Below are 19,886 nucleotides of genomic sequence, written 5' to 3'. Positions count from 1 at the left end.
AATCATTCGCCCAAAACAATAGTAAGCACATAATCATCAAAGAAAATAACCCTCGCAAGATAGTTATCCTCCCCATTTTCATCATAAACTCGGCAGCGAACCGCCCCTAAATCTGCCTCCGAAAACGGAAAGACCTCATAATGTTTTTTGAGCGACCAATGCTTCGTATGGTGCATTTTGTAGAGGCTTTCCTTGACCGACCAGACCGCTGCCAAATACTCCAGCTCGTTTCCTCGAGGCACAAAAGCCTTTTCATTTGGATTGAGAAATTTGTCCTTCAGCCTTAAAAGTTTTGGATTGAGGCGCTCCACATCCACCCCGATTTTCCTCTGCGAATAGCCCAAAACAGCGTAAGGATACGAGTGTGAAATCGAGATTTCATAGCTTTTCGGCTGGAGGTAAGGCGCGCCCTCGCGATACAAAATCCTATGCGCTGGGAGCGACTGGCGAAGCAGCTGGCGAATCATCAGCACCTCCTGAACCTTCCTCTGCGGGTAGCCCTTTATCTTCGCCTCATCCTCTGGCAATAGAAGCACCTGCGCGGGAAATGCCTCTCCCTCGCTACACCTCCAAACGAGGAGCTGTGCATCGGCATCCGAAAAATCTCTAAAAAAAGGCATCTCTTCTTTTTTGTTTTATAATGAAGCGCAAAAATATCCAAAATTAATTTCTCACCGCCCGCTTTTCTTCACTCCATACTCCCCTCTCTCTCCTCTCAAAACCCTCTATTTTTAAGGATTTCCCCTTTCTTAATTACAGAATTAATAACAAAATCATCGATTTTTCACTAATTTCAATCTAATTCCGCACTAAAACCCTTCAAGTTTCCAAGGATTTAATTTCCCCCATATTGCGCGTACCCCCCCCACGGGGATTTATTACAAACAAGGTTGTTTCTCCTTAACCCCCCGAAGGGTTTTATTACAAACAGGGTTGTTTGTCTTTAACCCCAACGGGATTTTATTCCAAACGGAATGCGCGGAATAAAATGTTAATAATAATATGGGGTCTCTGACCCCTTTATATTGAAATTGATAATGATTATAATTGTTTTTTATTAATTCATTAAAAAATACTTATAATATTTTTTAAATCGTGAAAATATCTTAGGAGAAGGGATGATTGCCTACGAATAATCTCCCTTATAGCGATGCGCTACCTACTGCTGATTTGCCTACTGCTGATTTCTTATTATTACCTACCGCCGAGATTTCGAGAAAAACCAAGAGACGAGGAGACCCATTGCGAGGGCTATGGAGGTTACGAGGATGTAATTGTTCAGTGTAATTTTTATAGGGAAAGGGAGGTATTCGCTGGCTTTTACGAGCCCTGTATTGAGCTGGAAGAGGCAGATAAGCGTACCGATAATAAGCCCTAAAACAATCCCAAAAAGCACGATGAGCAAACCTGTGTAGAAGTATATTTTTCTGAGATTTCTTTGTGAAAATCCGAGTGAGATAAGGGCTTTTGCCTGCTCTTTTTTATCGAGCTGTAAAATGATGATTGCCCCTGCCAGATTAAATGTTGTGATGAAGATTACGAGCGTAAAGATGAGATAAATCATCAGTTTTTCGGTATTGATCATTTTCCAGAAGGCAGCGTTTTCTTCTTCTTTTGTTTTTAAGGTATAGTCGCTCCCGAGTTGGCTTTCTAATTGGGATTTTATGGTATTGGCTTGGCTTTCGTCTTTTAGTTTTATCACTATGCTATAGGCGGCAGATTTTGGTAAATCCAAGAGCTGCTGTGCGAGTTCCAATGGTGCAATGATATGGTTATTCAGCTCATCATTATCGGAAAAAAACACCCCTGTAGTATAGATTTCTTTCTTATTAAATATATCTTCTTCTTTGCTGATGATTCCTGTACCAGCTTTGGGCATAAAGAGCGTTGCATAGTCATTTTCAGTATCTATGGGAATGGAAAGCCGGCTATTAAGACCGTTTTCTATAAATACTTCATTGGAATAATCAAAGGATGGATAGTGCCCCAAAAGCAGCTTTTTATCTATGGGATTTACCGAAGTATAAGCAGAATCTACTCCTCTCAGATAGGCGATTTCTCCCACATTATTATAGCTGATATAGACCTTTTCTTGTATTACCTTGGAGAAGTGTTTTACTTCATCGGTTTTGGAGAGAACGGACTTTAGTTTCCCAATGTTTTTAAGCGTTTTTCCCTCTTTTGGATAGATGCTAAGGTCAGCGTGTAGGTTTGCGATGATGTCCTTATTCAAATCTTCCAAACCTGAAAATACGGATACGATGATAAACATTGCTGCTACGGCAGTCATCATCGCAAAGGCAGCAAGCCAAGTGATAAAGGTTACGGCAGTATTGCCTTTCTTGGCGATAAGGTATCTTCTGGCGATATAAAAAGGGGTATTCATACGCAGAGAAATGCTGAGCGTTTGCTTTTAGTTTTTAGGATTAAAGCACTGGGTTATCGCCCTCGCCTCTCAGTTCGCGCTCTAATCTTTCCACATCATCCAGTGAGGTATCGAGATAGAATTGAAGGTCTGGGATGATTCTCACTTGCTTTGCCATTTTCTGCCCGATGAAGTTTCGGTATTGGGATTTATTGGCTTCCACTTCCTTCATAATTGGCGCTCTAAATTCTTGAGGGAAAATACTGAGGTAAATCTTCGCAATGCTGAGATCAGCGGTTACTTTTACATCAGAGACGGTAATGATGAAATTCTTATTGCTTTCTGCCGATTGTTTTCTAAAAAGTTCGGCAAAATCTTCTTGTATAATTTGTGCGACTTTACGCTGTCTATTGCTCTCATTCATACTGCAAATGTAGGATATTAAAATGAATTCTTCAACAAGGCAGCCAATGCAGAGGCGACTTTCTCTTGCGAATAATCATTAAAATCGAGGGGAGTATTAATGATTTCTAAAATTTGAGTTTCAATATCCTCTTTTTCCTCAAAAATAAATGGAAGCGGAGATTCGTATCCTTTTGGGAATATTGCGGGCTTCTGATATCTGATGGCATCGCCTGTGTTTCCACTGATTTTGGTTTTGCCGTAAGTCTCTTCAACGCTCATAAAGGTGGTTTTTTCTTGTATCGGGCACCAGAGAACATCAGCAGAGGCCATTATTTGGTCAAAGGTTTCTCGGCTAAGTTTTGTACTGAAAAATTTTATTTTGAGATTGGCAGGCAAGTGTTTTTGAGCTTCTTTTAGCCAAGAGTGCTCGGCGCTGCTGGCTTTTCCACAGAAAATAATTTCAGCATTGAGTTTAAAAGTTTTTATCCTCTTCAAAATATGCAGATAATCTCTCCGCTTTTGGGAGACAGCACCTGGAATTACAATTCTTATTTTTCCAGTGGTTTTTGGTTTTCCGCTTAATTTTTCCGAGTAGAAAACAGGGAGAAATATCCGCCCTTCAGTTGCCAGAGATTTGCCTAAAACAAAGGTTTTGCTCACATTTTTATAAAGATTGGGAGCAGAAAGCAATCCCTCTTTTAGTAGGAGTTTAAGTCTGAAAACCACCTCTTCTTTAAAGATATTTTTAAAGAGACTGAGCTTTGAAGATTTTGAAAAGTTGATATTATGAACTATAATGGTTGCACTCTGTTTTTTTATAATTTTTTTAAAGATATGAAAGTATCTGTGCGCTGTCCCTATAATTATAAGGTTATAATTTTGCTTTTCGAGCTCTGATAATAGATTTTCTGGGGAGACTACAAAAATATTCTGTTGAATGGGATTAATCTGCTTCAAAATCTTTTCAGATAGGTAGAAATCGATTTCAAAATCTCGAGAGAGCAGGGTAAGCTCCATAAAATTCTGTACGATTTCAGGGTGAGTATCTATTTCTATATAAGCGATTTTAGGCTTTTTCATACCTGATTCTTTTTTACAAATGAAGCGATTGCAAATTTCATTAAAAAAAGGGAATAGGCAATTGTATAAAGCTATTGTATTTGGCTTATCAAAGGATTGTTGAAGTTTTTATATTTTTGACAGTAAAAATAAACGAATAATAAAATGAAAAATATTTTTATGATAATGGGAATCATCCTCTTTCAGATGCTTTTTTCTCAATCGAAGACAGGTACAGACCTTGTTTTTAGAAGTCAGTCAAATTTCAGTGAAACCCTAAACCAATTAAGGCAAATTCTGAAAGAAAAAGAGATAAAGATTTTTGCAGAGATAGACCACTCCCAAGCAGCAAAAGAAGTGGGTATGGAGCTAAAACCTGCTACAGTTTTTATTGTGGGTAATCCCAAAGCAGGTACTCCAATAATGCAGGAAGATATTTATGCTGCGATAGAGCTCCCTCTCAGGATTTTAGTAGCAGAAAGCAGCGGTGAGGTAAGGCTCATTTATCAGCGGGTTTCCCCTCTGGCAGAAGCATATTACCTACACAATTCAAAGGTGAGGTTAAAAACCATAGACACAAATATTGAGAAACTTTTAAGTGCTTATTTTTCCAAAATAGAACCGAATTTACAGGGTAGAATTAAATAAATAGTATTACTTGTCAATTTAATAGTAAAATAAAGAGCATAACCTTAATATTAAATAAGCATCCTACACTATGGCTAAACATCTACTTGCAAAGGTGCGCCTCTCATACCGTAAATAGAAATAATTATTTTATATTTTTGCCCCAATTTTTTTAGACAATATGATTTTATCTATGACAGGCTTCGGAAGAAGCGAAGGTGTTTTTGAAGGGAAGAAAATCAGCGTAGAGGTGAAATCGCTCAACTCTAAGTCCTTTGACCTGAATATAAGAGTACCCGTGAGGTATAAGGAAAAGGAATTTGACCTGAGAAAAATCCTTAATGATGGAATTATCCGAGGCAAGGTAGATTGCTTTATCAACTGTGATACGCTGGATGCATGCAATGATGTAAAGATAAATAAAGAGCTCATCGCTTCCTATATGGAGGAGTTGAAAGACTGTGCAAGCGACGGACCCGAGTTTGAATACCTTAAAATGGCCGTACGAATGCCTGAAGCCATCTCTTCTAAACCCGATGAACTAAGAGAAGAGGAATGGAACTTCCTCACAGGGCTTTTCCGCGAAGCACTGGAAAAATTCACAGACTTCAGAAAGACCGAAGGAAAAGTACTGGAAGAAGACCTCTCCAAATGCCTTGAGAACATAGGTGAAAATCTAAAAAAGGTCCAGCCTTTCGAGGAGCAAAGAATCATTAACATTCGTGAAAGATACCAGCGAACCCTCTCTGAATTTGAAAATATAGATGAGACGAGGTTCTACCAAGAGCTGGCATATTATACCGAAAAACTGGACATCTCGGAGGAGAAAGTGCGACTTGCCCAGCACTTAAGCTACTTCCGCGAAGTGATGAAAGGAGAAGATTTATCAGGGAAAAAGCTCGGGTTTATCTCTCAGGAAATCGGCAGGGAAATCAATACTCTCGGCTCAAAAGCAAACCAAGCAGATATACAAAAGCTCGTTGTCGCAATGAAAGACGACCTTGAAAAAATCAAAGAGCAAACGCTCAACATACTTTAAAAAGTGTAAGAATGAAAGTCATTATATTTTCGGCACCCTCAGGAAGTGGTAAAACTACACTCGTAAAGCACGCCCTCGAAGTTTTCCCTCGCCTCGCTTTTTCCATCTCCTGCACTACGAGAAGCCCACGAGGAGAGGAAACTCACGGGAAGGATTATTATTTTTTAAGCCCTGAAGAATTTAAATCAAAAATTGCCGAAGGGGCTTTCGTGGAATATGAAGAAGTATATACCGATAAATTCTACGGCACTTTGAAGGATGAAGTACAGAGAATTTGGGATGAAAACAAAGTCGTCATCTTCGATGTAGATGTAAAAGGAGGCATAGCACTCAAAAAGTATTTCGGGGCACAGGCGCTTTCTATTTTCATCAAGCCACCGTCTGTTGAGGAGCTCGAGCGCAGACTTATCTCTCGCGGTACCGATGACGAAACGACCATCAGAACCCGAATTTCCAAAGCCGAAGAGGAACTTTCTTATCAGCATCTGTTTGATAAAATCGTAACCAATGACAACCTCTCCGATGCTAAAAAAGAAGTAGAAAGTTTAATACAATCATTCATCTAAAACCTAAAAACAATGGGTATTCAAACTCAAAAAAAAGAAAAAGAAAACCTGCCTGTGTTTGACTTTATGCGCTTCGGAGATTTACAAATCCCCTCAGGAGAGCATCTGTTGCAGTCCATTCAAAAACTAAAAGAAGAAAAAGGGATTTTAGTCTTTGCCCATCAAAATATGAGTACTGAAATCAAATCAGTGGCTGATGCTATGGGGAGCTCCATTCGCCTCCTCCAAAAAGCCAATGAAAATAAACTCCACACAATAGCTTTCTGCACGAGTAAAACCACTGCTGAGCTGGCAAAAGCCCTCTCCCCAGAGCGGAAAATCATCTTCTTCGAACCCGATTTAGAAAAGCTGTATTTATCCTTAAAATATGAACTTCCAGAAGTAATCGCAGACGATGCACTTCTAACCCGAATAGAAAAAGTACTCAATGATTAAAAAAATATAGATATGTCTAAAAAATACTTACGCGTAGTTGATATCAACAGGGCAAGCAGAGGAATCCGCTTTCTGAATTATATAATAGATTATCTTGTAATCATCTTAGGATTCATTATTATCGGACTCATCTTAGGATTCCTTGCTGATATAGGAATAACCAAACCATTAGATGTCCTTGAAAGGTTAGGAGAAAACACATTCTTGGACAGAATTATTACAACGATTGCCTATGTAATCTACCTGTTCGCCATAGAATACTTTACCAAAGGGAGAAGTATAGGTAAGTTTATTACAGGTACTAAGGCAATTTCTATTGATGGTACTACTCCTACAATGAGGGATTTTTTAATCCGAAATTTCATACGCCTAATTCCTTTTGATGGTATTTCCTTTTTTACTGAAAATGGATGGCACGACTCGTGGTCTGAAACCAGAGTAGTAAATCTAAAAAAATATAATGAAGATTTTAGAATGGAATCAGAGATGATGAGTGTAGGAAATAGAGCGGAAGAATTAGATTCTTAATTTTTAGTAATTATTTTATAATTAAAAACTTTTGCCTTATGGCTAATGAAAATATAAATTACGGTACTCAGGAAGCGCTCCCCTCGGTGGGTGTGGTGGGGAGTGGTAGCTTCGCTACGGCTATTGTGAAGATGCTGGTGCAGAATTCCAAACTCGTGCACTGGTGTGTGAGAAATGAATATGTAAAAGGTGCTATCGAGCGCAGAGGGCATAACCCAAGCTACCTCACGGCGGTTAATTTCAACTTGGAGAACCTTCAGCTCACAACCGATATTAATGAAGTGGTTTCGGCTTGTGATATCATCGTTCTCGCTACGCCGTCTATCTATCTTTCAGACGCTATGGACGGACTTTCCTGCGATTATAAAGGAAAGGTTTTCGTCTCTGCCATCAAGGGTATCGTACCGAAAGTAAATGATGTAGTGGCACACTACCTTAGAAATGAATTCAGCATTGGGTTTAAGTGCCAAGGCGTCATTGCTGGACCTTGCCACGCCGAAGAGGTAGCGATGGAGCGCCTCTCCTATCTTACCATTGCCGCTGCCGATGAAGAGGTAAAAGCGAAGCTCATCCGATTATTCTCATCTAATTTCATCAATGTGCATAGCAGTAGCGATATTCTCGGGAATGAATACAGCGCCATCCTCAAGAATATCTATGCTATCGGGGCGGGGATTGCGAGTGGATTGGGCTATGGTGACAACTTCACGGCAGTCTTCGTGAGCAATGCCATTCGAGAGATGGAAACCTTCCTTGAAGGGATATACGAAGCGCCGAGAGATGTAAATGAAAGTGCATATTTAGGAGACTTGCTCGTAACGGCATATTCCCTCTTTTCGAGGAACCGCAGCTTGGGGAATCTCATCGGGAAGGGCTATACGGTGAAGTCCGCCATACAGTCTATGAATATGATTGCCGAAGGCTACTACGCCGCACAATCTATCTATAACACCGCCCGCGAGAAGAATCTCCACACTCCGATGATTGATACGATTTATAAAATCCTCTACGAAAACAAAAACCCCGAAAAAGAATTTGAAAAGCTAACCTTAGTTCTGAATTAAAAAAAACTAAATTTGAAGCTCATAACATTAAAATTATATCGTAATGAACAGATTTATTTTTTCCTCAGTCCTCGTGTTTTCAGTATTAAGCAGCTCAATTTCTGCTCGCCCTCTACCCGTTTCTGAAAGGGTAGATGTCTCTTTAATGAGCCCCGAACAGCAAGATACCGCCTCTTCGGTAGCGCTGAAGTTTATCAACTCCTACATCAAAGCATTGAACTCTACAACTAATGTAGGTGCGTGGGTTAATAAAAATAAGTTGGTAACTAAGGAGTTTAAAGTGGCGTATAAGAAGCTCACCGCGCGTGACCTTGATGCTGACCCCATTCTCGATGCCCAAGACTGTCCAGACGGGGGTTACAAGCTGGTTTCGTATGATAAAAAAACGAATTATGTTGCCGTAAACCCCAAAGGTGAAGACTGGGGCGATTACAAAGTCCTCATCAAAATGAAGAATATTCAAGGGAAATGGTTCGTAGATGGCTGTGGTATAGTAAACATCCCTGCCTCTAAGCAAGGCAGAAGATAGAAAAAATTGCTTCTCTGTTTTATAAAAAGGAAGTAAAGGTTGTTAAGTTGTCATTAAGCTCAGCAAAATTGCTGGGCTTAATATTTAAAGAATATTTCCCTTTTTTATACTAAAAGTAGAAAAAGTATCACTATATATCTTATTAATTTATCAAAAAGAGAGAGATAGAAAAAGAGATTTTGGCTCAAAAAACAAAAAGAAAACAAAGGACTTTCTAAGGTTTTTAAAGAAAGAACAACAGGTAGTTTTCTATATTTCATTATATTTGCAAGCAAATAAATCATTCCAAAAATGAAATACAGCAGAATCCTCCTCAAACTAAGTGGCGAAGCCCTAATGGGCAACAGACAATACGGAATAGACAACGACAGGCTGAAAGAATACGCCGAAGAGATAAAAAAAGTAACCGATTTGGGCTGTGAAGTAGCCATTGTGATTGGCGGAGGAAACATCTTCCGAGGGCTGGCAGGAGCAGCAAAAGGAATGGATAGAGTGCAGGGCGATTATATGGGGATGCTGGCAACGGTGATTAATGGTATGGCGCTACAAGGAGCATTAGAAGATGCAGGGATAAAGACCCGACTGCAATCTGCCATAGAAATGGATAAAGTAGCTGAACCTTTTATCAAGAGAAGAGCGGTGAGACATTTGGAGAAAGGAAGAGTAGTGATTTTCGGGGCAGGCACAGGCAATCCATACTTCACGACCGATACGGCAGCGACCCTCCGCGCAATAGAAATCGGCGCCGATGTCATCCTCAAAGGAACAAGAGTAGATGGTATCTACGACAGCGACCCAGAGAAAAACTCAAATGCAGTGAAATTTAATGCGCTGACCTTTGAGGAAGTTTTTGAAAAAGACCTAAAAGTGATGGATATGACGGCATTCACCCTGAGCCACGAGAATAAACTCCCCATCATCGTCTTTGATATGAACAAAGAAAATAACCTCCTAAAACTCGTGCAAGGCGAAAATATAGGGACATTAGTGAATTCGTAATAAAAAAAATATATCAACTTTATTATTTCATAAAGAATGGAAGAATTAAATTTAATAGTAGAGACTGTAAAACAAGAAATGCAAGCCGCAATGAAGCACCTGGACCACGCATTCCAGAAAATACGCGCAGGGAGAGCTTCCACAGCTATGGTACAAGATGTAATGGTAGAATACTACGGTGCCCCTACCCCTCTGAACCAAGTAGCTAATGTATCCATACCCGATGCAATGACTATCTCCATACAACCTTGGGATAAAACAGCCATCGGAGCTATTGAGAAAGCAATCATTGTGTCCAACTTAGGCTTTGCACCTTCAAACAACGGAGAGAACATCATCCTGAATGTACCCCCACTTACAGAGGAAAGAAGAAAAGAACTCGCAAAACAAGCAAAAGCCGAAACCGAACAAACCAAAGTAACCATACGAAACGCCAGACAGGACGGAATGAAAGAACTGAAAAAGCTCGACGGCGTATCCGAAGACATCATAAAAGATACCGAAAGTAGTATACAAGAACTTACCGACAGCTTCGTGAAAAAAGCAGATGAAGTCCTCAAAACTAAAGAGGCAGAAATAATGAAAATCTAAAGCTCCTTAAAGCTAATAGGTTTCATTAAGAAAGTATAAGAATGATAAAATGGTTTCGGGCGCCCCTGCGGGGCGCCCGAAACCATTTTTGGAAAAAGGACAAAAAATCTACTTTATTCTCATAACTCTCCCCACAAGATCTTATGCCTGCTTATGCCTTCATATCATACATTACGAGGGCTGTCATTAGTTTAGGCTCTATGAGGGTACATTTGGGAGGCATTTTAATATCCTTATCGGAAATCTTTACAAGGTCATTAAAACTGATAGGATAGACTCCGAATGCCGCTACATAATCTCCTGAATCTACTTTTTCTTTGAGTGAGATAATGCCCTCTATAGTAGAATTCCCTTTTAGGTAGTCTATATTATCGCTTTCGGATTCTATTTCAATTCCTAAAATATCATTAAAAATATACTTCTCGAGGAAGAAATGGTCTAAGTCATTCGCGTCTTTATGGGCTTTTCTTAAATCGTGCTTTACATGGAGGCTGTAAAACTTACCGTCTAAATAAAGGCTCAAATGAAACTTTTGAGACGGGAAGTAAGGTGTATCTCCTTTCTCGTGGATGGAGAATGAAGTCTCTAACTTTTTTAGGAAATCTTCTGGTGAAAGTCCATTTAATGATTTGAGGAGACGATTGTAATCGTGAATTCTTATGGACTCTTTTGAAACGATATAGCTGTATACGAAGTTATGAGGCTCTGTTCCGAGAGGTCTTTTGCATTTTGCATTGAGCTTGTCAGCATTCATTGCTGCGGAGCCTATTCTATGGTGCCCATCACCTATATAAAAGGAATCAATCTGCTCGAGGACTTCTTTAATCTGCTGCATTTTGAGGCGATTGTCTATCTTCCAGATTTTATGCCTCGTTCCCTGTTCGGAAACAAAGTTGATAATCGGAATGGTCTTCTCCTCCTTATCCATAAAGAGCTCCACTTTGGTATTGGTTTTATAGGTGAGGAGTACAGGCTCTGCCTGCATACAGACTTTTTCAAGGTAGTGGGTGAGCCTCTCCTTTCGTGCTTTTATGGTCGCTTCGTGCTTTTTAATTTTTCCATTTTTGAAATCCTCTACACTCACTAAGCCGAGCAAACCTCTATACACGGTTTTATCTGGCATTGTTTGTTGGTAAAGATAGTAGCAAGCATCGTCTTGTACTAATTTTTTCTCGGCAACAAGCTCTTCAAATGAGTTTCTAATCTTCCTAAGATTACGATCTACATCTTTGGATTTACTCGCAATAAATGGCTTTACCATCTGCACATAAGTGTCCTGCTCTTGAATTTTTCTATTAATCTCATCCGGCGTAAAGCTGTCTAACGGTCTCGTAGGAAACTTCTCTACATAGTCTGCATCCGGTCTAATCCCGCGAAAAGGTTTAAATGTAGGCATCTCTTATTATTTCTGCTTTAATTTTACAATCTGCTCTGCTAATTCTATCCCTATTTTCTTTTGTGCATCTATGGTGCTTCCGCCCAAATGTGGAGAGAGTGAAAGCGCTGGGTTCATCAATAGATTAAGCTCTGGTGAAGGCTCATTTTCATAAACATCTAATGCCGCTCCTGCAACTTTACCTTCATCTATAAAATCTAATAACAGGGCTTCATTAATTACCCCTCCTCTCGCTGTATTTACAATGAATACACCGTCTTTCATCTTCTCAAGCTCTGGCTCATCTATAATATAGCCCTCTGTTTTCGGAGTATTAATCGTGATGAAATCTGCCTCTGGAAGGAGGTCATCAAGGTTATCGGTTGGATGAATAGTAAAATCTACTTTCTGACCATCAAAAAAGTTAAGGCTAATGACCTCAGGAGTGGGTTTAGAAGTTACGGCTTTTATCTTCATACCAAGAGCTATGGCTATCTTTGCTACCTCTTTACCGATATTTCCAAAACCGATAATACCTAATGTTTTACCTTGTAATTCTACAGCTCCTGCATAGGATTTTTTGAGGATATTAAACTGTGTATCTCCCTCAAGAGGCATAATCCTGTTAGACTCGTGCAAAAAACGAGCGAGGGAAAAGAAGTGCGCAAAAACCAGCTCTGCAACAGAACGAGAAGACGCCTTCGGGGTATTGATTACTGTTATGCCTTTTGCTCTGGCATAATCTACATCTATATTGTCCATACCTACGCCGCCTCTACCTATTATTTTTAACTGTGGGCAAGCATCTATAAGCTCTTTTCTCACTTTGGTAGCGCTTCTTACCAGTAAGACATCTATCTTATTTTCATTTATAAAATGGGCTAAATGCTCTTGGGAAACTCTTGTTTCTACCAGCTCTATCCCTGCATTTTGCAAAATATTTTTACCTTCTTCCGAAATACCGTCGTTTGCTAAAACTTTCATTATCTTAAAAAAATTTAATCTTTAGATTTCAGATTTTGAATTTAATTAAATCTATTATCTAAAAAGACTTCATTACATCAACCAACACCTGTACGCTTTCTATTGGCAGGGCATTGTAGAGGCTTGCTCTGTACCCACCAACACTTCTGTGCCCATTGAGACCATTTATTCCTGCTTCTTTCCAAGCATTATCAAATGCTTCTTTCTTAGTTTCATCTGTAATGGTAAAGGAAACATTCATCAGTGAGCGGTCTTCCTTTTCGCACAAGCCTTCAAATAGTGGATTTCTATCAATTTCCTCATAAAGGAGATAAGCTTTTGCTCTATTTCTTTGCTCAGCCGCTTCTATTCCACCATTTCTCACCAACCATTGAAGATTCAAAAGCGAGGTATAGATAGAAAATACAGGCGGTGTATTCAGCATAGATTCTTTACTGATATGTGCTTGGTAGTCAAAATAAGTTGGAATATTTCCTCTTCCTGTTTTCCCTAAAAGTTCTTTTTTTAGTACAACCATTGTAGCACCTGCTGGACCAATATTTTTCTGCATACCCGCATAGATAAGTCCAAATTTTGAGAAATCTACTTTACGAGAAAAAATATCCGAGCTCATATCGCATACTATCGGTACGGAGGTCTCTGGAAAGTCTTTCATCTGAGTTCCATAAATTGTATTATTAGAAGTACAGTGAAAATAGTCAGATGAAGAATCTATCGTATAATTTTTAGGGATATAAGTATAATTTTTATCCTTAGAAGAGGCTATTACCTCTACATTCCCTACTTTTTTAGCTTCTTTTATCGCTCCTGATGCCCAAGTTCCTGTATCAAGATAGCTAGCTTTCCCGTTTATGCTGAGCAAATTATATGGGAGCATTGCAAATTGAAGGCTTGCCCCGCCTTGTAGGAAGAGTACTTCATAATCATCGCCTATATTCATCAGCTGTTTTACCAATGCTCTTGCTTCCTCTATTACGGCTACAAAATCTTTACTTCTGTGAGAGATTTCAAGAATGGAAAGCCCCGAACCATTAAAATCAATCACCGCTTCGGAAGCCTTTTGGAAAACTTCCTGTGGCAAAATACTGGGACCCGCACTGAAATTATGTTTTTTCATTATTTATATTATTATTTAAAACACAAAAAGCAATAAACCTAATTGAGATTTATGCTTTTCAGATATTTTCTTATTATTTCCTTTGAGCATTCATAAATATTTATTCTTCCCCGTGTAGGAATGCTTTTTTAGCTAAGAGCTGCTCTTCTGTTTCTACATTATCCTCATCGGGTACGCAACAATCTACTGGGCATACCGCAGCACATTGAGGCTCTTCGTGGAAGCCGATACACTCGGTACATTTATCGGTTACTATAAAGTAAAAATCATCACTTATGGGAGGTTGTGGTTCATCTGCATCTATAGATAAACCTGAGGGCATTACGATTGCGCCTTTTAATGATGTTCCATCAGATGCCTTCCAGTCCACTGCTCCTTCATATATTGCATTATTGGGGCATTCTGGCTCGCAGGCACCACAGTTTATGCAATCATCTGTTATCTTAATAGCCATAATGCTAATATTTTTATTTTATTATTTTTGTGCAAAATTAGTAAAATTCAGATAATCTAAATCCAGCGATGAAGCGACAATTATATATTTCGGGACTTTCTAAATTAGGCGATTATATAAAAGATTTTTTAGCTAATGACCCTCTTCAACAAAATGAAAAATTCTCTGATTTCAACAGTATTATTAGAAAATCTGAAATAGACAATCCTTGGTTTACAGAAGAAAATCAAAAATATGCGCTCAATGAGTGGGCAACGCTTTTAAATGAGGAAAACCTCAGCGAGTGGCTACAAGATTATCGCTTTTCTGAAACGCCTAAAAAAATAGGTCTTGTACTGGCTGGGAATATCCCTTTGGTAGGTTTTCACGATGTTATTTGTACTGTTCTTAGTGGGAATATTGCTGTTATTAAACCCTCATCTAAGGATAAAATAATGATTCCTTTCCTGCTGAAAAAGTGGAATGAATTTTCTAAACCGCTCCCCATTCCTTTTGAAATCGTAGAAAAGCTAACGGATTACGATGCCGTTATCGCTACTGGGAGCAATAATACCGCAAGATATTTGGAATATTACTTCAAAAACAGCCTGAGCCTTATCCGAAAAAATCGAACCTCAGTAGCTGTACTCTCTGGTGAGGAGACCGATGAAGAAATCAGAGCCCTTGCCAATGATATTTTTAGATATTTCGGTTTAGGATGCAGAAATGTAACCCGACTTTTCATTCCAAAAAACTTCGGTTTAGAGAGGCTGTTTGAGAATTTTATGGATTTCCAAGAGGTGATTCATCATCATAAGTATGCGAATAATTACGACTATAACCGAGCGATATATTTGCTCAACCAAGAGAAGTTCTGGGATAATAATTTCGTTCTTCTAAAAGAGGACGAAAAGCTCTTCTCCCCTCTTGCAGTGCTTCATTTCAGCAGATATGAGCAGATTGGCGAAGTCCATCAATTCATCAAAGAAAACGAAGAAAATATCCAATGTATAGTGGCTCAGCCTCAGCTCGGGATTTCCAATAGCATAAATATGGGCAATGCACAAAAGCCGAGCCTTAGCACTTATGCCGATAATGTAGATACGATGAGGTTTCTGGAAGCCATCTAACCGATAAAAAAATTTAATACAATAAATCTAAAAAAGTAATGGAAACAAAACGCGAATTCTTCCTTGAATGCTACAAACTCGGCATTATCAAGTTTGGCAGGTTTACGCTAAAAAGCGGTATAGAAAGCCCCTTTTATGTAGATTTAAGACCTTTGGCATCAGACCCAAAAATCCTAAAACACTTGGCTGATTATCTCTTGGAAATGCTCCCTTTGGATAATTTTGACCTCATCTGTGGCGTACCCTATGCGGCTCTTCCAATGGCTACAGCAATGTCTTTGGAAAGCTACATCCCGCTCATCATAAAAAGGAAAGAAGCAAAAACCTACGGCACGAAAAAACTCATCGAGGGGATATTCAAAAAGGGGCAAAACTGCCTGTTAGTAGAAGATGTCATCACCTCTGGGAAATCCCTCATAGAAACCATAGCCGAAGTAGAGCAGGAGGACTTAAAAGTATCCGACATCGTTGTCGTGCTCGATAGACAGCAGGGCGGTAAAGAGCTCCTCGAAAGCAAAGGCTTCCGCGTACATACCTTATTTAATATAATGGAAGTTTGCGAAATCCTTCGAACCGAAAATATGCTCGATACTGAAGAAATCAAAAGAATTACCGACTTCCTTGCGGGCAATAAAATCCATTTCGAGAAAGAGAGAAAACTCCCCTACGAAGAAAAATTAAAGCTCACAAGCCACCCAAGCGCAAGGAAAATCTTAGAAATAGCCCTTAAAAAGAAAACCAACCTCATCGCTTCGGCAGATGTAACCACCACTGCAGAGCTATTAAACCTTGCCGAAAAAGTAGGCCCGCATATCGCAGCCCTAAAGACGCATATAGACATCATTACCGATTTTGATTTTGATAAAACCATCCTCCCCCTCCGCGACCTTGCCGAGAAACACAATTTCTTACTAATGGAGGACAGGAAATTTGCCGATATCGGGAGTACGCAAGAGATGCAGTATTCGTACGGACTATATAAAATCTCCTCGTGGGCAGACCTCATTACTTCTCAGGTTATCGGTGGGTATCGGTCGCTGGATTACTTCCTTAATTCTGGCGTGGTCGCCATCCTCAGTATGTCTTCCGAAGGCTGTTTGACCGACTCCAACTACTTCCAAGAGGCGCTAAAAGTAGCGGAAACGCATCCCAATGTAATCGGTGGCGTCTCTCAGAAATCGATCGGGAAATCCCTCCTCCTCTTCACGCCTGGCGTCAATCTCTCTGCAAAAGGCGATGGTAAAGGTCAGCAATACAACACCCCCGATTATGTTTTTAATTCCCTACACACCGATTTCATCATCGTGGGGCGAGGCATTTATAAAGCCCCTGATACAGAAAAAGCCGCATTAGAATACAAAATCGCAGGCTGGGAAGCCTATCTTAAAAGTATTTAAAGCTTACTGAAATTTTATATTCTAATAAAAAACACTCAAAATGAGTGTTTTTATTTTTTTAAGCGGGAACATTCTTTTTTACTCTCTCAAGGGCGAGGGGGACTGTTGAAAAATATTTGTTAACTTTTGTTAATCTTACTACTTTTCTTAAAAAAGAAACCTCTTGAAATTCAAGAGGTACTATACTATTTAGCGGAGAGAGAGGGATTCGAACCCCCGGAGGTGTTACCCTCAACGGTTTTCAAGACCGCCGCAATCGACCACTCTGCCATCTCTCCAGAAACGCTTAGTTTTCCGTTTTTCGTGGTGCAAATGTAATCGGTTTTAGTATATCTGGCAAGTTTATTTTTTCAATTTGTTCAGTATTTTTATAAACACGCATATAATCATAAACTTAAATTTCACAAGAGAAGTTTATTTTAATTAAATCAACAGAAAGAAAGATACTTTTAATTGATAATTATACTCTATTATCAGAAAAAAGAAAATCATATTCATTGTACAACTTCATTTATCCGACGAACAATACTATTATAAATTTAATATTAATTTTATTTTTTCTCATATTTGTCCCAACTAAAATAGAGGTATGGATAGCTACGCAACAATATTTGAGAACAATAAAAAGTGGGTAGAAAAAAAGCTCAGTGAGGATAAAGATTTTTTCAAAAAACTCAATAAAAATCAACAACCGGATTTCCTGTACATCGGTTGCTCAGATAGTAGAGTTACAGCCGAAGAATTGATGGGCTTAGGACCTGGAGAAGTATTTGTACACAGGAATATCGGGAATGTAATAAATACTCTCGATATGAGCTCTACCGCTGTAATTCAATATGCCGTAGAACACCTTCAAGTAAAACATATTATTGTCTGTGGGCATTATAACTGCGGTGGAGTAAAGTCTGCTATGACAGCAAAAGATTACGGGCTACTCAACCCCTGGCTCAGAACCATACGAGATGTATATAGACTGCATCAGGAGGAGCTCGATGCCATCACAACTGAAAAGCAAAAATACAGACGACTTGTAGAGCTTAATGTACAGGAACAATGCATCAATGTCATTAAAATGGCTTGCGTACAGGAAAGTTACCTCGAACATAAATATCCTATAGTGCACGGCTGGGTCTTTGATTTAAAATCTGGAAAACTCATAGATTTGGATATCAACTTTGAAAAAATCTTAAAAGACATTCAAAAAATTTACAACCTCACAGGCACAGATTGGTTCAAATATCATTAAATCTCCATATCTGAAAATAATTTCATCACCTTATCCATCCACCTGATGATATTTAAAATATAGCCCATCTATACTCTAATCATTAGATTTTATTCTTACATTTGTGGTCTTAAAATTTTTAAACTCTATGCCAAGTACGGTTATTATAGGTTCTGGAAGATATATTCCCCAAAACATTATTAGCGGAAAAGATTTCTATTCATCTGAATTCTATGATGAGAATGGACAGAAAATCGAGAAAACTAATGAAGAAATTGTAAGCAAATTCATTGAGATTACAGAAATTGCCAACAGGCGCTATGTAGATTCTGACCAGCTCAATTCAGATATCGCAGCAAAGGCATCGGAGCTGGCAATACAAGATGCAGGTATAGACAAGGAATCTTTGGATTACATCATCAGTGCGACCAATTTTGGAGATATAGACGAGAATCATCAGCAGAGTTTTATGCCTTCGCTTTCGGCATTGGTAAAGCATAAGCTGGGCATTAGAAATCCAAAATGTGTAAATTACGATATGATTTTCGGATGCCCAGGCTGGGTAGAAGGGATGATATTAGCCAATGTTTTAATAAAAAGCGGAAGAGCAAAGAATATACTGGTCGTAGGTTCGGAGACTTTAAGCCGTGCAACAGACCCTTACGATAGAGATAAAATGATTTTTGCCGATGGAGCAGGCGCCGTAGTGGTAAGTGCTTCCGATGAGGAGGGCGTAGGGATTATTGCCGATAATACCCAATGCTTCAATGAAGAGGAAATAGACTACCTGAAAAATGGCTGCTCACTGAACCCTAATACCGACCAGAATCAACGATTCGTACGAATGAAAGGCAGGAAAATCTATGAATTTGCCCTTAAAAATGTTCCAGTAGCAATTAAAGATACGATTGATAAAGCGGGTCTAAGCCTTACCGATATTGATAAAATCCTCATCCACCAAGCGAATGCTAAAATGGATCACGCGATTATTTCAAGGCTTCATAAGCTCTATAATATAAAGGAGTATTCTGATGATTTAACCCCGATGACCGTTCACGAATACGGAAATACATCCGTTGCGTGTATCCCTACGATGTATGACCTTATTATAAAAGGTGAATTCAGTGGGCATAGTTTTAAAGACGGCTCAAATATCGTCCTTACTTCTGTGGGAGCGGGTATGAATATCAATGCCATCGTGTATAGATTCCCCACAAAAAAATAAACAAAGGAAATTTAAATTTTTTCATATATATTAAAAAGGGCTACCGAAGTATTTCGGTAGCTCTTTTGGTTTTTTATTTAATGCTTATTTAAAGCTAATGCTCCCGCCTACAAATTTCTTTGTATCTCGGTTCTTCGGGTTACCATAAACTTCTATTGTGCCACCAGCCCTCGTCGTTGCTTTCACCGATTTTTCGGCATATACATAGGCTTCTCCACCTGCATTTGCCGTTACAGAGACATTATCCCCGTCGATATTTTTGCCATTAAACACCGCACCAGAATTTACCACAATGCTCTGGGTATTTGCTTTTCCTTGTAGGCTTAATGTTCCTCCCGAATTGCCTTTTACATCAAGTACACTGGAATTAATTTTCAACTCAATCTTTGAGCCTTCATTTGCGGTAAGTTTTAGCATTTCGGACTTCAAGGTATCATCTGACAAGATAATTGCCCCTTGGCTCGCTTGAATAGCATTCAAATCATCGTAGAAGACCTTTACTCTCACTTTGCTTCCTTGCAGGAGTTTTAGGGTTTTCATTCGGATTTTCAGTTCGCCGTTTTTATTAACCACTTCCACATCTCCGTTATCATCTCCATAGATTTCTACTTTCCCTTGTCTGGATTTCACCAAATCTACCTTTATCCCGTCATACGCCTTTAATGATGAAAACTCTCCTACCATACGGGTGTCCTGAGCAAAGCTCCAAAGGCTCACAAGCCCTAATAATACTGCAAATAATTTTTTCATTGTCATTCTATTTTCAAATGCTATGGTGCGTATCAATAAATAT

General features: G+C 39.1%; 22 protein-coding genes and 1 tRNA gene. 13 read left to right on the top strand and 10 right to left on the bottom strand.

Features of this window, described 5'->3' with window-relative positions; all coding sequences use genetic code 11:
- Positions 1–2: 2 nt before the first annotated feature.
- The 4 genes from D8991_RS03100 to D8991_RS03085 form a co-directional block, all read right to left on the bottom strand.
- The gene (locus D8991_RS03100) at positions 3–620 is read right to left on the bottom strand and encodes a 4'-phosphopantetheinyl transferase family protein (RefSeq protein ID WP_120488726.1); all 618 of its coding nucleotides are present in this window, start codon (positions 618–620) and stop codon (positions 3–5) included.
- A 578-nt stretch (positions 621–1,198) separates the two neighbouring features.
- Entirely contained in the window at positions 1,199–2,386 is a 1,188-nt protein-coding gene (locus D8991_RS03095) for an ABC transporter permease (RefSeq protein ID WP_120488725.1), read from the bottom strand.
- A gap of 40 nt (positions 2,387–2,426) precedes the next feature.
- Positions 2,427–2,789 carry a 30S ribosome-binding factor RbfA gene (rbfA, locus tag D8991_RS03090; RefSeq protein ID WP_120488724.1) on the bottom strand — a complete coding sequence of 121 codons (363 nt, stop codon included), beginning with the start codon at positions 2,787–2,789 and terminating at the stop codon, positions 2,427–2,429.
- Positions 2,790–2,806: 17 nt separating this feature from the next.
- Positions 2,807–3,850, bottom strand: coding sequence for a hypothetical protein (locus tag D8991_RS03085; protein ID WP_120488723.1), 1,044 nt, complete (start codon positions 3,848–3,850; stop codon positions 2,807–2,809).
- A 144-nt stretch (positions 3,851–3,994) separates the two neighbouring features.
- On the opposite strand from D8991_RS03085, the gene D8991_RS03080 reads away from it, so the two are divergent.
- From D8991_RS03080 to frr, 9 genes are all read left to right on the top strand, one after another.
- Positions 3,995–4,477 carry a DUF302 domain-containing protein gene (locus D8991_RS03080; protein ID WP_120488722.1) on the top strand — a complete coding sequence of 161 codons (483 nt, stop codon included), beginning with the start codon at positions 3,995–3,997 and terminating at the stop codon, positions 4,475–4,477.
- A gap of 160 nt (positions 4,478–4,637) precedes the next feature.
- Positions 4,638–5,495 (top strand): YicC/YloC family endoribonuclease, encoded by an 858-nt coding sequence (locus tag D8991_RS03075; protein WP_120488721.1) that lies wholly within the window; start codon positions 4,638–4,640, stop codon positions 5,493–5,495.
- A gap of 11 nt (positions 5,496–5,506) precedes the next feature.
- Positions 5,507–6,061, top strand: coding sequence for a guanylate kinase (gmk, locus tag D8991_RS03070; protein WP_120488720.1), 555 nt, complete (start codon positions 5,507–5,509; stop codon positions 6,059–6,061).
- Positions 6,062–6,073: 12 nt separating this feature from the next.
- Positions 6,074–6,496, top strand: a complete 423-nt coding sequence (gene nadA, locus D8991_RS03065; RefSeq protein WP_120488719.1) for a quinolinate synthase NadA — start codon at positions 6,074–6,076, stop codon at positions 6,494–6,496.
- A 12-nt stretch (positions 6,497–6,508) separates the two neighbouring features.
- Positions 6,509–7,024: an RDD family protein gene (locus tag D8991_RS03060; RefSeq protein ID WP_120488718.1), complete on the top strand. Its 516-nt coding sequence runs from the start codon at positions 6,509–6,511 to the stop codon at positions 7,022–7,024.
- Between the two features lie 38 nt (positions 7,025–7,062).
- Positions 7,063–8,088 carry an NAD(P)H-dependent glycerol-3-phosphate dehydrogenase gene (locus D8991_RS03055; RefSeq protein ID WP_120488717.1) on the top strand — a complete coding sequence of 342 codons (1,026 nt, stop codon included), beginning with the start codon at positions 7,063–7,065 and terminating at the stop codon, positions 8,086–8,088.
- A 43-nt stretch (positions 8,089–8,131) separates the two neighbouring features.
- Positions 8,132–8,617 carry a hypothetical protein gene (locus tag D8991_RS03050; protein ID WP_120488716.1) on the top strand — a complete coding sequence of 162 codons (486 nt, stop codon included), beginning with the start codon at positions 8,132–8,134 and terminating at the stop codon, positions 8,615–8,617.
- A gap of 291 nt (positions 8,618–8,908) precedes the next feature.
- A complete protein-coding gene (gene pyrH, locus D8991_RS03045; RefSeq protein WP_120488715.1) occupies positions 8,909–9,616 on the top strand; it encodes a UMP kinase in 708 nt (235 codons plus the stop codon).
- A 36-nt stretch (positions 9,617–9,652) separates the two neighbouring features.
- Positions 9,653–10,207 (top strand): ribosome recycling factor, encoded by a 555-nt coding sequence (gene frr, locus D8991_RS03040; RefSeq protein WP_120488714.1) that lies wholly within the window; start codon positions 9,653–9,655, stop codon positions 10,205–10,207.
- 151 nt (positions 10,208–10,358) lie between these two features.
- On the opposite strand, the gene D8991_RS03035 is transcribed toward frr, so the two are convergent.
- The 4 genes from D8991_RS03035 to D8991_RS03020 all read right to left on the bottom strand — a co-directional run bounded on the left by D8991_RS03035 (position 10,359) and on the right by D8991_RS03020 (position 14,137).
- Entirely contained in the window at positions 10,359–11,603 is a 1,245-nt protein-coding gene (locus D8991_RS03035; RefSeq protein WP_120488713.1) for a DUF1015 domain-containing protein, read from the bottom strand.
- Between the two features lie 6 nt (positions 11,604–11,609).
- Entirely contained in the window at positions 11,610–12,566 is a 957-nt protein-coding gene (locus D8991_RS03030; RefSeq protein WP_120488712.1) for a D-2-hydroxyacid dehydrogenase, read from the bottom strand.
- A gap of 58 nt (positions 12,567–12,624) precedes the next feature.
- Positions 12,625–13,683: a 3-phosphoserine/phosphohydroxythreonine transaminase gene (gene serC, locus D8991_RS03025; protein WP_120488711.1), complete on the bottom strand. Its 1,059-nt coding sequence runs from the start codon at positions 13,681–13,683 to the stop codon at positions 12,625–12,627.
- 100 nt (positions 13,684–13,783) lie between these two features.
- Positions 13,784–14,137 (bottom strand): 4Fe-4S binding protein, encoded by a 354-nt coding sequence (locus D8991_RS03020; RefSeq protein ID WP_120488710.1) that lies wholly within the window; start codon positions 14,135–14,137, stop codon positions 13,784–13,786.
- Between the two features lie 68 nt (positions 14,138–14,205).
- Between D8991_RS03020 and D8991_RS03015 the strand changes: the two genes are divergently transcribed.
- Positions 14,206–15,246, top strand: a complete 1,041-nt coding sequence (locus tag D8991_RS03015) for an acyl-CoA reductase (RefSeq protein ID WP_120488709.1) — start codon at positions 14,206–14,208, stop codon at positions 15,244–15,246.
- A gap of 38 nt (positions 15,247–15,284) precedes the next feature.
- Entirely contained in the window at positions 15,285–16,643 is a 1,359-nt protein-coding gene (pyrF, locus tag D8991_RS03010) for an orotidine-5'-phosphate decarboxylase (RefSeq protein ID WP_120488708.1), read from the top strand.
- A gap of 193 nt (positions 16,644–16,836) precedes the next feature.
- On the opposite strand, the gene D8991_RS03005 is transcribed toward pyrF, so the two are convergent.
- Positions 16,837–16,921, bottom strand: a tRNA-Ser gene (locus tag D8991_RS03005).
- A gap of 311 nt (positions 16,922–17,232) precedes the next feature.
- Here D8991_RS03005 and D8991_RS03000 point away from each other — a divergent pair.
- Positions 17,233–17,889 (top strand): carbonic anhydrase, encoded by a 657-nt coding sequence (locus D8991_RS03000; RefSeq protein ID WP_120488707.1) that lies wholly within the window; start codon positions 17,233–17,235, stop codon positions 17,887–17,889.
- A gap of 127 nt (positions 17,890–18,016) precedes the next feature.
- On the top strand, positions 18,017–19,093 hold the full coding sequence (locus tag D8991_RS02995) for a 3-oxoacyl-ACP synthase III family protein (RefSeq protein ID WP_120488706.1): 1,077 nt from the start codon (positions 18,017–18,019) through the stop codon (positions 19,091–19,093).
- A gap of 84 nt (positions 19,094–19,177) precedes the next feature.
- On the opposite strand, the gene D8991_RS02990 is transcribed toward D8991_RS02995, so the two are convergent.
- On the bottom strand, positions 19,178–19,843 hold the full coding sequence (locus D8991_RS02990; protein ID WP_120488705.1) for a head GIN domain-containing protein: 666 nt from the start codon (positions 19,841–19,843) through the stop codon (positions 19,178–19,180).
- Positions 19,844–19,886 lie beyond the last annotated feature (43 nt).

Origin of the sequence: Bergeyella cardium (assembly GCF_003614945.1) — a bacterium.
Classification (GTDB): Bacteria; Bacteroidota; Bacteroidia; order Flavobacteriales; family Weeksellaceae; genus Bergeyella_A; species Bergeyella_A cardium.
Note: the sequence above shows the minus strand (reverse complement) of the source record. Positions and strands in the feature narration are given on the sequence as shown.